Here is a 13,052-nt window from a genome sequence, read left to right as displayed (position 1 = left end):
AAGGGGCAGATCTTCGTGAAGGGCGAGGTCATCAAGACCGTGCCGGAGTCGAAGATCGTCGAGACGCTGATCGAGGAAGCCCTGAAGATCGCCGAACAGATGGAGAAGGACGGCGTCGCCTCGGGCGAGCCCGAGGTCTCCATCAGCTGAACCACGCAGTGCCCCACCGCGCCCCGCCGGACGAACACCGCCCGGCGGGGCGCGGTCGTGAGCGACCTCACGGTGCCCGCGACCGCTCTTCCCGGGCACGGGCGGCGCCACCCAGCCTCTTTGGGTACAGTGCGGAAATCAGCAGACCGCATGGTGAGGCCCCCTCGTGTTGACGCAGACCACCACCCGGGTCCTCGAACCCAGCGACCTCGGCGCCGCTCTCGCCGTCCTGGAGAGCGAACCGGTCGCCAACGCGTTCGTGACGTCCCGGGTCCAGATCGCAGGTCTCGATCCATGGCGCCTCGGCGGCGAGATGTGGGGCTGGTACGCCGACGGCCGACTGCGCTCACTGTGCTACTCCGGCGCCAACCTCGTACCGATCTGCGCCACCCCCGAGGCAGTCAGGGCCTTCGCCGACCGCGCCCGCCGGGCCGGCCGCCGCTGCTCCTCGATCGTCGGCCCCGCGGAGCCCACCGCCCAGCTGTGGCGGCTCCTCGAACCCGGCTGGGGCCCCGCCCGCGAGGTCCGGGCCCATCAGCCGCTCATGGTCACCGAGAGTCCGTCCGCCGACGTCACCCCCGACCCTCTGGTCCGCCGGATCCGCAAGGACGAGATGGACGTCCTGATGCCGGCGTGCGTGGCGATGTTCACCGAGGAGGTCGGCATCTCCCCGCTCGCGGGCGACGGCGGACTCCTCTACCAGGCACGCGTCGCCGAACTCATCGGCGCCGGCCGCTCCTTCGCCCGGATCGAGGACGGCCGGGTCGTCTTCAAGGCGGAGATCGGCGCGGCCACCCCCCAGGCCTGCCAGATCCAGGGCGTCTGGGTCGCCCCCGAACACCGCGGCCGGGGACTCTCCGAAACCGGCATGGCGGCCGTCCTGCGCTACGCACTGGCCGACGTCGCACCCGTCGTCAGCCTCTACGTGAACGACTACAACACCCCCGCGCGCAAGGCGTATGCCCGGGTCGGCTTCCGTGAGACCGGCGCGTTCATGAGCGTGCTGTTCTGACCGGTCGACGACCGGCTCCACCACCGCGTACCGCCCGCCCCGTCCGGGCCAGTAGGGTCGGCCCATGGCAGCACTTCCCGGGGGCGGTCCCCGCACTCCCAGCGTCCGGATCGGACCGATCGATCTCGCCGCACGCGTGGACGAGGCGCTCGCCGTGCAGGCCGTCGCCTTCGGTCTGGCCCCGGAGGAGATCGAGGTACGGCGCCACATCGTTCTCAGACACCTCGAACATCCTCACGCCCGCGCGCTGGGTGCCACCACCCCCGGCGGCCGGCTCGTCGGCTTCGTCTACGGCATGCCGAACGAACGCCACCAGTGGTGGTCCACCGTCGTCGAGCCCTACCTGCGCGCCACCGGCTCCGCGCACTGGCTCGACGACTCGTTCGTCATCACCGAACTGCACGTCCTCCCGGAATTCCAGAACCGGGGCATCGGCCGCGCGCTGATCACCGCCATCACGGACGCCGCCGACCAGCCACGGTCCATCCTCTCCGCGATCGACGCGGAGAGCCCGGCACGTGGTCTGTATCGCAGTCTCGGATACCAGGACCTGGCCCGGCAGGTGCTCTTTCCCAGCGCTCCCAAGCCGTACGCGGTGATGGGAGCTCCGCTTCCGCTGCGTCGCAGGGGCCGGGTTCGCGGGATCCGGTGAACGAAAGACCCCGGGGCTTCTCGTACGGCGAAAGAACCCGGGGCCGGCACCAATCGATTTCCGCCCACCGGGGCCGCCCGGCTAACCTCCTGCTCATCACCCTTCCGAGCAGGAGTTCATCATGGCCCAGGTCCAGCGCATGTCCCGATTGATGATCAAGACACTGCGCGACGACCCGGCGGACGCCGAGACGCTCAACCACAAGCTGCTCGTCCGGGCCGGATACGTACGTCGCACCGCTGCCGGAATCTGGACCTGGCTGCCGCTGGGCAAGAAGGTCCTGGAGAACATCACCCGCGTCGTGCGCGAGGAGATGGACGCCATCGGTGGCCAGGAAGTACTGCTGCCCGCGCTGCTCCCGAAGGAGTCGTACGACGCCAGCGGCCGCTACGTCGAGTACGGCGATCTGCTCTTCAAGCTCAAGGACCGCAAGGGCGCGGAGTACCTCCTCGGCCCGACCCACGAAGAGATCTTCACGCAGGTCGTCAAGGACCAGATCACGTCCTACAAGGACCTGCCCGTGATCCTGTACCAGATCCAGACGAAGTACCGGGACGAGGCCCGCCCGCGCGCCGGTGTGCTGCGCGGCCGCGAGTTCCAGATGAAGGACTCGTACTCCTTCGACACCACGGACGAGGGGCTCGTCGAGGCGTACCAGCTGCACCGCGCCGCCTACATCCGGATCTTCGAGCGGCTCGGCCTCGACCACCGCATCGTCTCCGCCGTCTCCGGCGCGATGGGCGGCTCGGCCTCCGAGGAGTTCCTGGCCCCCGCCCCGGCCGGTGAGGACACCTTCGTCGACTGTCCCGCCTGCGACTACGCCGCCAACACCGAGGCAGTCACCTTCAAGGCCACCGCCGTGGACGGCTCGGCGCACGGCTCCGTCGAGGAGCTGGACACCCCCGACACCCCGACCATCGAGACGCTCGCCGCGCACCTGGGTGTCCCGGCCTCCGCGACCCTGAAGAACCTGCTGGTCAAGGTCGACGGCGAGATCGTCGCCGTGGGCGTGCCCGGCGACCGCGAGGTCGACCTCGGCAAGCTGGGCGAGCACCTCGCGCCCGCCGTCGTCGAGCTGGTCACCGCGGAGGACTTCGAGGGCCGCCCCGAGCTGGTCCGCGGCTACGTCGGCCCGCAGGGCCTGGAGAAGGTCCGCTACATCGCCGACCCGCGCATCGCCGCCGGTACCGCCTGGATCACCGGTGCGAACAAGCCCGGTACCCATGCGAAGAACGTCGTCGCCGGGCGTGACTTCGAGGTCGACGAGTACCTCGATGTCGTCGTCGTCCAGGAGGGCGACCCGTGCCCCAAGTGCGGCACCGGCCTCAAGCTGGACCGCGCCATCGAGATCGGCCACATCTTCCAGCTGGGCCGCAAGTTCGCGGACGCCTTCCAGCTCGACGTGCTGGGCCAGAACGGCAAGCCGGTCCGGGTCACCATGGGCTCGTACGGCATCGGCGTCTCCCGCGCCGTCGCCGCGCTCGCCGAGCAGACCGCCGACGAGCAGGGGCTGTGCTGGCCCCGCGAGATCGCCCCGGCCGATGTCCATGTCGTCGCGGCGGGCAAGGCCCTCCAGACGGAGCTGGCCCTCGATGTCGCCGACAAGCTCGCCGCCGCCGGTGTGCGGGTCATGGTCGACGACCGTGCGGGTGTCTCGCCCGGTGTGAAGTTCACCGACGCCGAGCTGATCGGCATCCCGAAGATCCTGGTCGCGGGCCGCCGCTCGGCCGAAGGCGTCCTGGAGCTCAAGGACCGTCGTACGGGCGAGCGCGAGGAGCTCACGGTCGACGAGGCGATCGCCCGTCTCACCGTCCAGGGCTGACACCGGACGAGGCCGCAGGCCCCCGCGCACGGCGCGGGGGCCTGCGGCGTGCCGTGCCCGCTACAGCCAGCTCGCGAACTCCAGCGTCAGCTCGCCCTCCTGGCGACGGCCGACCGCCAGCGCCCGGGTTCCCGACTCCACCGCACGGAACAGCGTCCAGCCGTGCAGCCGTTCCCGGTCCACGTCCAGCGAATCGGCGAGCTTCTTGATCCGGCGCCGGGCCGTCACCGCGCCGCCGGGGGAGGCGATCAGGTCCTCGACACGGTCGCGCACCAGGCGCGCCAGATCGTAGGCACGCTCACCGACCAGCGGCTCCGGCCCGACCGTCAGCCAGGGCGCCCGCTCGCCCGCGAGCACCTTGCTCTGGCGGAAGTTGCCGTGCAGCAGCAGGAGTTCGGACGAGTCGGCGACCAGCTCCGCACGCGCCGCGAGCGCCGCGGAGACCAGTGGCTCCAGATCCGGGTCCGCCGCGGCGAAGGCCCGCATCGGCTCCGTACGGCGCGCGGTCCGCTCGGTGACCGTCTCGAACCCATGGCCGGCCGGGGGCTCGACCCACAGTCGGCGTACCGTCCCCGCCGCCTCCAGCAGCGCCTTCGCCTCCGGCAGTGAGCGCAGTGACACCTCGGGGTGCAGCCGTTCGAGCAGCAGTGCGCCGGGGCCGGTGGCGACGAGCCGCACCGCGCCCCAGCCGTTCCAGTGCGCCAGCGCCGCCTGCTCCAGCTCGGGCGCGGCTGTGGACGGGGCGATCTTCAGCGCCGCCGGGGTGCCGTCGGAGCAGGTCACCAACAGGACCAGACTGCTGCGGCCGCCGGGGGCGGCCACCCGGTCCACGGTCAACTCCTGCCCGGTCGACGCCAGCGCTTGTTCGGTCAGCGCGGGAAGGCGCGCGAGCCAGTCGGCGGCGGAATCCCCGTACGACTCGCCGAGCGCTCGCACCAGACGCTGCGGCGGTTCGAAACCCATACGTGCTTTGTTCCCTTTCAGAGCTTCTTCAGTGCGTCGCGCCGGTCCCGTGCCGCACGCCGGCCCCGTCCTTCGTGCCGGACCCGTCCTTCGCGTCGGACCCCGCCTTCGCGCCGGACCCGTCGGCGGCCTGCTCGGCGAGCCCGGGAAAGGGTACGCCGCTGCCCCGCCAGCGGACCGCGCGCACCGCGGCCTCCCGCAGCGCGTCGGCCGCCTCCCGCCGGAGCGGTCCTTGGGCGGCCCGTACGAGATCGGAGTAGACGTCCGCCACCCGGTCCTCCAGCAGGGCGGCCAGCCGCACCGCCGCGGCCGGGTCCGGCACCGCGAACGGCAGAGCGTACGCGGCCTGCGCGGCCACCGGTTCACCGCCCAGGTCACGCACGGTCCGCTGCAGCGCGTCGCGCCGGGCGCGGTGCGCGTGGTAGGCCGCCGCGGCCTCGGCCCGGCGGCCGTCGGCGACCCGGCCGCCGACGACTCCGTATCCGTACACCGCCGCGTGTTCGGCGGCCAGGGCGGCCAGCGCCGCCTTCCGTGTCCCGGCGGTCATGACGAGGTCTCCTTGGCCAGTTCGGTCAGCAGATAGGCGTGTGCCGCGCCCGCCGCCGCGATCGACGCCAGCAGCCGGGCCAGCTCCGGCGGGGCCTTCAGGAGCGTCGCCGTGTGGGCGTCCGAGGCGCGACGTTCGGCCTCGGCCAGTTCCTTGACGGCGGCCCTGGCGCCGGTCGCGCGGGTCGGCGCGAACGCCGGCGTCCCGCCGCCGTCGGGTGCCAGCGCCTTGACGTGGGCCCGCACCGCGTCCCGCAGCGGCGCGAGCCCGGCGGCGGTCGCCGGGTGGGCCTTGACCACCAGTTCGTACCGGGCGAGCAGATCCCTGCTGGTACGGGCGGCAGCCGCCCGGAGCGACCGCTCCGCCCGTGCGGCCGAGGCCTGCTCGGCCGGGGTCGCCCCGTCGGGCCGGGCCGGGCCGTCCCGTTGCCCGGACCCGTCACCGCAGCCGGCCAGCACCGCCCCCAAGGCGATCGCCCCCGTCGCGGTGAACGCACCTCTGCGCGTCGTCCCCGTGCGCCGCACTTGTTCTCCTTCGGGCTTGCACCTGTCTTGACTGGATCTGTCCTGAAGTGATCACCGCAGGCGAGCGTACCCGCGGTCGCGGAGCATGCGGACGGCAACACCCCTCGGGACCGGATACCCTTTGACCTGACACGCGAGATCCCCACAACAGCACACGCGGCCGAGGAGTCACCCGGATGAGCACCACCCAGAGCGAGAGGCTGCGCGGACTGCTCGAACCGCTCGTCAGCGCCGAGCAGCTGGATCTCGAAGAGATCGAGGTGTCCCGGGCCGGCCGCCGCCGGGTGCTGCGGATCGTCGTGGACTCCGATGAGGGCGTGGAGCTGGACGCCTGTGCCCAGCTGAGCCGCGCGATCTCCGAGAAGCTCGACGAGACCGACGCGATGGGCGACGACGAGTACGTCCTCGAAGTCAGCTCGCCCGGTGCCGACCGTCCGCTGACGGAGCACCGCCACTACGTACGTGCCACGGGCCGCCTGGCCAAGCTGCAGCTGCGCGAGGGCGGTGAGCTCGTGGCGCGCATCCTCGCCGTGGACGAGGAGGGGCTCGACCTCGAAGTCCCGGGCGTCAAGGGCCGCAAGCCCACGTCCCGCCGGGTCGCCTTCGACGAGATCGCCAAGGCGCGCGTGGAGATCGAATTCAGCCGCAAGGACAAGAAGGAAGAGGAGGCGTAGCCGTGGACATCGATGTGAAGCTCTTGAAGGGCTTGGCACAGGACAAGGAGATCCCCTTCGACGTGCTCGTCGAGGCGATCGAGTCGGCCCTCCTCATCGCCTACCACCGTACGGACGGAAGCCACCGCCGCGCGCGCGTGAAGCTCGACGAGCGCGGCCATGTGACGGTGTGGGCGAAGGAGGACCCGGCCGACCTCGAACCCGGCCAGGAGCCCAAGGAGTTCGACGACACCCCGTCCGGCTTCGGCCGGATCGCCGCGACCACCGCCAAGCAGGTCATCCTGCAGCGGCTGCGCGACGCCGAGGACGACCGGACGTTCGGGGAGTACGCGGGCCACGAGGGCGATGTCGTCACCGGCGTCGTCCAGCAGGGCAAGGACCCGAAGAACGTCCTGGTCGACATCGGCAAGCTCGAAGCCATCCTGCCGGTGCAGGAGCAGGTGCCGGGCGAGGAGTACACCCACGGTCTGCGCCTGCGCACCTACGTCGTACGCGTGGCCAAGGGGGTGCGCGGTCCGTCCGTGACGCTGTCGCGGACCCACCCCAACCTGGTCAAGAAGCTCTTCGCGCTGGAGGTCCCGGAGATCGCGGACGGTTCCGTCGAGATCTGCGCGATCGCCCGCGAGGCTGGTCATCGCACCAAGATCGCGGTCCGTTCGACCCGTTCCGGGCTGAACGCCAAGGGTGCCTGCATCGGCCCGATGGGCGGCCGGGTGCGCAACGTCATGGCGGAGCTGCACGGCGAGAAGATCGACATCGTGGACTGGTCGGACGACCCGGCCGAGATGGTCGCCAACGCCCTGTCGCCCGCGCGGGTGAGCCAGGTCGAGGTCGTGGACCTCGGTGCACGGTCCGCCCGGGTCACCGTTCCGGACTACCAGCTGTCGCTGGCGATCGGCAAGGAGGGGCAGAACGCCCGCCTCGCCGCCCGCCTCACCGGCTGGCGCATCGACATCCGTCCGGACACCGAGACCGACGCCGAGCGCGATGTCGCCGACCGTGAGCGGGCCGAGCGGGCCCGTGAGCGTTCCGAGCGCGGCTGACCCGGCGACGCGAACAGCCGGCCCCGCGCCGGACCATCGGACACCGTCGGGAACGGGCGTCCGGGGGCGATGGCGCGGGCCCCGGGGGAATACATCCGAGCGGCACGCCGCTGAGAACACGACAACATCCGTTCGATTTTTGCCCCAAAGGGGTGAGGTCGGTGCGGGGAGGTAGACTTAACCGTGTCTGGCCGGACGCACGCCCGCGCTTGCCCTGAGCGAACCTGTGTGGGATGCCGGGAGCGGGCGGCCAAGAGCGAGCTGCTGCGCATCGTCGCGGACGAGGACGCCTGCGTCCCCGATCCTCGCGGTACGCTGCCCGGCCGGGGTGCCTATGTACACCCCGTCCCCGTCTGTCTGGACCTGGCGGTTCGCCGCCGGGCATTCCCCCGGGCCTTCAAGGCCAAGGGGCCGTTCGACCCCGCCGCAGTGCAGCGGTTCGTCGGGCGGGCGACACCGTAAGAAATGAACGGCACGGGACCCCGTGCGGTCAGGTACCTCGCGAGTTGGAAGTAGGTCGAGATTGCGATGAGCACTCGATGAGTACGCGATGAGTACGCCCATGAAGTAGCGACGGTCCGGCGGTAACCCGGACCTAAAAGGAGCGAAGTGGCTAAGGTCCGGGTATACGAACTCGCCAAGGAGTTCGGCGTCGAGAGCAAGGTCGTCATGGCCAAGCTCCAAGAGCTCGGTGAATTCGTCCGTTCGGCGTCCTCGACGATCGAGGCGCCGGTTGTACGCAAGTTGACTGACGCACTGCAGGGGCCCGGCGGCAACGCCGGCAAGTCCGCTGCCAAGCCTGGGGCGCCCCGCAAGGCGACGCCCGCGAAGCCCGCAGCGCCCTCCCCGGCCGCTGCGGCACGTCCCGCTGCCCCGAAGCCCGGCGCCCCGGCCCCCAAGCCGGCCCCCGCCGCACCGGTGAGCAGCACCCCCGCGGCGCCTTCCGCGCCGTCCGCCGGACCGCGGCCGGGCCCGAAGCCCGCGCCCAAGCCCGCTCCGGTGACTCCGGTCCCCGCTGCCGAGTTCTCGGCTCCGGCTCCGGCCCAGCCCGCTGCCCCGCAGCAGCAGGGTCCGCGTCCCACCGGTGCCACCCCCGGGCCCCGTCCCGCCGGTGGACACGCCCGTCCGGCTCCGTCCGGCGGTCAGCGTGACGGCGGTCGCGGTGGCGAGCGTGGCGACCGTCCCGCGCGTCCCGCGGGTCAGGGCGCCCCGCGCCCCGGCGCCCGTCCGGCCGGTCCCCGTCCGGGCAACAACCCCTTCACCTCCGGTGGCTCGACGGGCATGGCCCGTCCGCAGGCGCCCCGTCCCGGTGGCGCCCCGCGTCCCGGTGGCGGTCAGGACCGTCCGGGCGCCCCGCGTCCGCAGGGCGGCCCCGGTGGCGCCCCGCGTCCCCAGGGTCAGGGCGGTGCCCGTCCCACTCCGGGCGGCATGCCCCGTCCGCAGGCTCCCCGTCCGGGCGGTGCCCCCGGTGGTAACCGTCCGAACCCGGGCATGATGCCGCAGCGTCCCGCTGCCGGCCCGCGTCCCGGTGGTGGCCCCGGCGGTGGCCGCGGTCCCGGTGGCGGCGGTCGTCCCGGTGGCGCCGGTCGTCCCGGTGGCGGCGGCTTCGCAGGCCGTCCGGCCGGTCCCGGTGGCGGCGGCGGCGGTTTCGCCGGTCGTCCCGGTGGCGGCGGTGGCGGTGGCGGTGCCGGTCGTCCCGGTGGTGGCGGCGGCTTCGGCGGTCGTCCCGGCTTCGGTGGACGTCCCGGCGGCCCCGGTGGCCGCGGTGGCACACAGGGTGCGTTCGGCCGTCCCGGCGGTCCCGCGCGTCGCGGTCGCAAGTCGAAGCGGCAGAGGCGCCAGGAGTACGAGGCCATGCAGGCCCCGTCCGTGAACGGCATCATGCTGCCTCGCGGCAACGGACAGTCCGTCCGTCTGTCGCGCGGTGCCTCCCTCACCGACTTCGCGGAGAAGATCAACGCCAACCCGGCGTCGCTCGTCGCCGTGATGATGAACCTCGGCGAGATGGTCACGGCGACGCAGTCCGTCTCCGACGACACCCTCAAGCTGCTCGCGGACGAGATGAACTACGTCCTCGAGATCGTCAGCCCCGAGGAGGAGGACCGCGAGCTGCTCGAGTCCTTCGACATCGAGTTCGGCGAGGACGAGGGCGGCGAAGAGGCGCTCATCCCGCGTCCGCCGGTCGTGACCGTCATGGGTCACGTCGACCACGGTAAGACCCGACTGCTGGACGCGATCCGCAAGACGAACGTCGTCGCGGGCGAGGCCGGCGGCATCACGCAGCACATCGGTGCGTACCAGGTCTCCTCCGAGGTCAACGGCGAGGACCGGAAGATCACCTTCATCGACACCCCGGGTCACGAGGCGTTCACCGCCATGCGTGCCCGTGGTGCGAAGTCCACCGACATCGCGATCCTCGTGGTGGCGGCGAACGACGGTGTGATGCCCCAGACGATCGAGGCGCTGAACCACGCCAAGGCGGCCGACGTGCCGATCGTGGTCGCGGTCAACAAGATCGACGTCGAGGGCGCCGACCCGACCAAGGTGCGCGGTCAGCTCACCGAGTTCGGTCTGGTGGCCGAGGAGTACGGCGGCGACACGATGTTCGTCGACATCTCCGCCAAGCAGGGTCTGCACATCGACCAGCTGCTGGAGGCCGTGGTCCTGACCGCGGACGCCTCGCTCGACCTGCGGGCCAACCCGGAGCAGGACGCACAGGGTATTGCGATCGAGTCCCACCTCGACCGCGGCCGCGGTGCCGTTTCGACCGTCCTGGTCCAGCGAGGAACGCTGCGCATCGGTGACACGATGGTGGTCGGCGACGCGTACGGCCGTGTCCGGGCGATGCTCGACGACAACGGCAACAACGTCGAGGAAGCGGGTCCGTCGACCCCCGTCCTCGTGCTCGGTCTCACCAACGTCCCGGGTGCCGGCGACAACTTCCTGGTGGTCGACGAGGACCGTACGGCCCGTCAGATCGCCGAGAAGCGTGCCGCCCGTGAGCGCAACGCCAACTTCGCCCGCAAGGGTGTCCGGTTCTCCCTGGAGAACCTGGACGAGGCGCTCAAGGCCGGTCTGGTCCAGGAGCTCAACCTCATCATCAAGGGCGACGCGTCCGGTTCGGTGGAGGCTCTCGAGTCCTCGCTGCTCCAGCTCGACGTCGGCGACGAGGTCGACATCCGGGTCCTGCACCGCGGTGTGGGTGCGGTCACCGAGTCGGACATCGACCTGGCGACCGGCTCCGACGCCATCGTCATCGGCTTCAACGTCCGGGCTGCCGGGCGTGCCCAGCAGATGGCGGAGCGCGAGGGTGTCGACGTCCGCTACTACTCGGTGATCTACCAGGCCATCGAGGAGATCGAGGCGGCCCTCAAGGGCATGCTCAAGCCGGAGTACGAAGAGGTCGAGCTCGGCACGGCGGAGATCCGCGAGATCTTCCGCTCGTCCAAGCTGGGCAACATCGCCGGTGTGCTGGTCCGGTCCGGCGAGGTCAAGCGCAACACCAAGGCGCGCCTGCTGCGCGATGGCAAGGTCATCGCGGAGAACCTCAACATCTCCGGTCTGCGCCGCTTCAAGGACGACGTCACCGAGATCCGCGAAGGCTTCGAGGGTGGTATCAACCTCGGAAACTTCAACGACATCAAGATCGACGACGTCATCGCGACGTACGAGATGCGCGAGAAGCCGCGAGGCTGATCCGCGGGGATTTCCGGGGGAGACCCCGGACCTCTCTTCAAGAGTCGGGGCCGGTCGGCGGGTCATATTTCCGTCGATCGGCCCCGGCCGTTCCGTGTACGGTTCTTGTGTTCCTGCCAAGCGATGGCAGGGCACGACCCCGAACCGGCGGGACATCCGGACATACATGTATGTGGGGACACTGTCCTTCGATCTGCTTCTCGGCGACGTACGGTCGTTGAAGGAGAAGCGCTCCGTCGTCCGCCCGATCGTCGCCGAGCTCCAGCGCAAATTCGCGGTGAGCGCGGCGGAGGTGGGCGATCAGGATCTCCATCGCAGGGCCGAGATCGGCCTTGCCGTGGTCTCCGGGGACACCGGACACCTCACAGACGTTCTGGACCGGTGCGAGCGGCTGGTGGCCGCCCGGCCGGAAGTGGAGCTGCTTTCCGTACGACGGCGGCTGCACAGCGACGAAGACGATTGAGCAAGGCTGAGAAGGAGACGGACCAGTGGCCGACAACGCGCGGGCGAAAAAGCTGGCGGACCTCATCCAGGAGGTGGTCGCCGAGAAACTGCAGCGCGGTATCAAGGACCCCCGTCTGGGTACGCACGTGACGATCACGGACACCCGGGTCACCGGTGACCTGCGGGAGGCCACGGTCTTCTACACGGTCTACGGCGACGACGAGGAGCGGGCGAGCGCGGCGGCCGGCCTGGAGAGCGCCAAGGGCATCCTGCGTTCGGCGGTCGGAGCGGCGGCGGGGACGAAGTTCACCCCCACGCTGGCCTTCGTGGCCGACGCCCTCCCGGAGAACGCCAAGGCGATCGAGGACCTCCTCGACCGGGCACGGGCCTCGGACGCGCGGGTGCGCGAGGCGTCCTCGGGCGCCACGTACGCCGGCGGCGCGGACCCGTACCGCAAGGCGGACGACGAGAACGACGAGGACACCGCCTCCGAATGACATCGCAGAACAGGACACCCGGTCAGGGGCGCGCGAGCGCGGCGGCCTCCGACAAGGGTGGTGGTGGGCCCCGGGAGGACGGCCTCGTCATCGTCGACAAGCCGTCCGGCTTCACTTCGCACGACGTCGTCGCCAAGATGCGCGGCATCGCCAGGACCCGCCGTGTCGGCCACGCCGGCACGCTGGACCCGATGGCGACGGGCGTTCTGGTGCTCGGTGTCGAGAAGGCCACCAAGCTGCTGGGCCATCTCGCACTGACCGAGAAGGAGTACCTCGGCACGATCCGGCTCGGCCAGGACACCGTCACCGACGACGCGGAGGGCGAGATCACCTCGTCCACCGACGCCTCCGGTGTGACCCGTGACGGCATCGACGCCGGGGTCGCGGCCCTGACCGGCCCGATCATGCAGGTGCCGTCCAAGGTCAGTGCCATCAAGATCGACGGCAAGCGGTCCTACGCCAGGGTGCGCGGCGGCGAGGAGTTCGAGATCCCGGCCAGACCGGTGACGATCTCGTCCTTCAACGTCTACGACGTCCGCCACGAGGTCGCCGAGGACGGCACGCCGGTCGTCGACCTGGTCGTCTCCGTCGTCTGCTCCTCCGGCACGTACATCCGCGCGATCGCCCGCGACCTCGGCGCGGGGCTCGGCGTCGGCGGGCATCTGACGGCGCTGCGGCGCACCCGGGTCGGGCCGTACGGTCTCGACGTGGCGCGGACGCTCGACCAGCATCAGCAGGAGCTGACCGTGATGCCGGTGGCCGAGGCCGCCGCCTCGGCGTTCCCCCGCTGGGACGTGGACGAGAAGCGCGCCAAGCTGCTGCTGAACGGGGTGCGGCTGGACATGCCCGCCTTCCCGCCGGGACCGGTCGGGGTCTTCGGGCCCGACGGGCGCTTCCTGGTGCTCGTCGAGGAGCAGAAGGGCAAGGCCAAGAGCCTCGCCGTCTTCGCCTGACGGGCGGCCGGGGCCGGAGAGCCTCATCGTGGAGCGGGCGGAGCCCCCGCGCCCGCTCCACGATCCCCCAACGGT

The 13,052-nt window shown here is 71.2% G+C and carries 13 protein-coding genes and 1 pseudogene; 11 read left to right on the top strand and 3 right to left on the bottom strand.

Annotated elements, in window-relative coordinates:
• From ACIQCZ_RS38530 to ACIQCZ_RS38515, 4 genes and pseudogenes are all read left to right on the top strand, one after another.
• A pseudogene (locus ACIQCZ_RS38530) lies at positions 1–150 on the top strand (4-hydroxy-3-methylbut-2-en-1-yl diphosphate synthase); the annotation flags it as partial.
• Between the two features lie 166 nt (positions 151–316).
• On the top strand, positions 317–1,162 hold the full coding sequence (locus ACIQCZ_RS38525; protein ID WP_376223196.1) for a GNAT family N-acetyltransferase: 846 nt from the start codon (positions 317–319) through the stop codon (positions 1,160–1,162).
• Positions 1,163–1,226: 64 nt separating this feature from the next.
• A complete protein-coding gene (locus ACIQCZ_RS38520) occupies positions 1,227–1,814 on the top strand; it encodes a GNAT family N-acetyltransferase (RefSeq protein ID WP_402290208.1) in 588 nt (195 codons plus the stop codon).
• A gap of 121 nt (positions 1,815–1,935) precedes the next feature.
• The gene (locus ACIQCZ_RS38515; protein ID WP_376223192.1) at positions 1,936–3,636 is read left to right on the top strand and encodes a proline--tRNA ligase; all 1,701 of its coding nucleotides are present in this window, start codon (positions 1,936–1,938) and stop codon (positions 3,634–3,636) included.
• Positions 3,637–3,696: 60 nt separating this feature from the next.
• On the opposite strand, the gene ACIQCZ_RS38510 is transcribed toward ACIQCZ_RS38515, so the two are convergent.
• From ACIQCZ_RS38510 to ACIQCZ_RS38500, 3 genes are read right to left on the bottom strand one after another with little or no spacing between them, the layout of a single operon-like run.
• A complete protein-coding gene (locus tag ACIQCZ_RS38510) occupies positions 3,697–4,599 on the bottom strand; it encodes an aminoglycoside phosphotransferase family protein (RefSeq protein WP_402290205.1) in 903 nt (300 codons plus the stop codon).
• Positions 4,600–4,627: 28 nt separating this feature from the next.
• On the bottom strand, positions 4,628–5,146 hold the full coding sequence (locus tag ACIQCZ_RS38505; protein WP_402290202.1) for a ferritin-like domain-containing protein: 519 nt from the start codon (positions 5,144–5,146) through the stop codon (positions 4,628–4,630).
• Entirely contained in the window at positions 5,143–5,670 is a 528-nt protein-coding gene (locus tag ACIQCZ_RS38500; protein WP_402290199.1) for a hypothetical protein, read from the bottom strand. Before ACIQCZ_RS38500 ends, ACIQCZ_RS38505 begins: the two co-directional genes overlap by 4 nt.
• Positions 5,671–5,846: 176 nt before the next feature.
• Here ACIQCZ_RS38500 and rimP point away from each other — a divergent pair, with 176 nt between their 5' ends.
• From rimP to truB, 7 genes are all read left to right on the top strand, one after another.
• The gene (gene rimP, locus ACIQCZ_RS38495) at positions 5,847–6,344 is read left to right on the top strand and encodes a ribosome maturation factor RimP (protein WP_376222273.1); all 498 of its coding nucleotides are present in this window, start codon (positions 5,847–5,849) and stop codon (positions 6,342–6,344) included.
• 2 nt (positions 6,345–6,346) lie between these two features.
• Positions 6,347–7,387, top strand: coding sequence for a transcription termination factor NusA (nusA, locus tag ACIQCZ_RS38490; RefSeq protein ID WP_351086206.1), 1,041 nt, complete (start codon positions 6,347–6,349; stop codon positions 7,385–7,387).
• A gap of 183 nt (positions 7,388–7,570) precedes the next feature.
• On the top strand, positions 7,571–7,849 hold the full coding sequence (locus tag ACIQCZ_RS38485) for a YlxR family protein (RefSeq protein ID WP_402290197.1): 279 nt from the start codon (positions 7,571–7,573) through the stop codon (positions 7,847–7,849).
• Positions 7,850–7,996: 147 nt separating this feature from the next.
• Entirely contained in the window at positions 7,997–11,083 is a 3,087-nt protein-coding gene (gene infB / locus ACIQCZ_RS38480; RefSeq protein WP_402290195.1) for a translation initiation factor IF-2, read from the top strand.
• A 166-nt stretch (positions 11,084–11,249) separates the two neighbouring features.
• Positions 11,250–11,546 carry a DUF503 domain-containing protein gene (locus ACIQCZ_RS38475; RefSeq protein ID WP_351086212.1) on the top strand — a complete coding sequence of 99 codons (297 nt, stop codon included), beginning with the start codon at positions 11,250–11,252 and terminating at the stop codon, positions 11,544–11,546.
• 25 nt (positions 11,547–11,571) lie between these two features.
• Entirely contained in the window at positions 11,572–12,024 is a 453-nt protein-coding gene (gene rbfA / locus ACIQCZ_RS38470; protein WP_361456037.1) for a 30S ribosome-binding factor RbfA, read from the top strand.
• On the top strand, positions 12,021–12,977 hold the full coding sequence (gene truB / locus ACIQCZ_RS38465) for a tRNA pseudouridine(55) synthase TruB (RefSeq protein ID WP_402290190.1): 957 nt from the start codon (positions 12,021–12,023) through the stop codon (positions 12,975–12,977). The genes rbfA and truB overlap by 4 nt, the downstream gene beginning before the upstream one ends.
• Positions 12,978–13,052 lie beyond the last annotated feature (75 nt).

It is taken from the genome of Streptomyces sp. NPDC093149 (assembly GCF_044754145.1).
In the GTDB taxonomy this organism is placed as follows: Bacteria; Actinomycetota; Actinomycetes; order Streptomycetales; family Streptomycetaceae; genus Streptomyces.
This window is presented reverse-complemented; position numbering and strand designations above follow the sequence as displayed.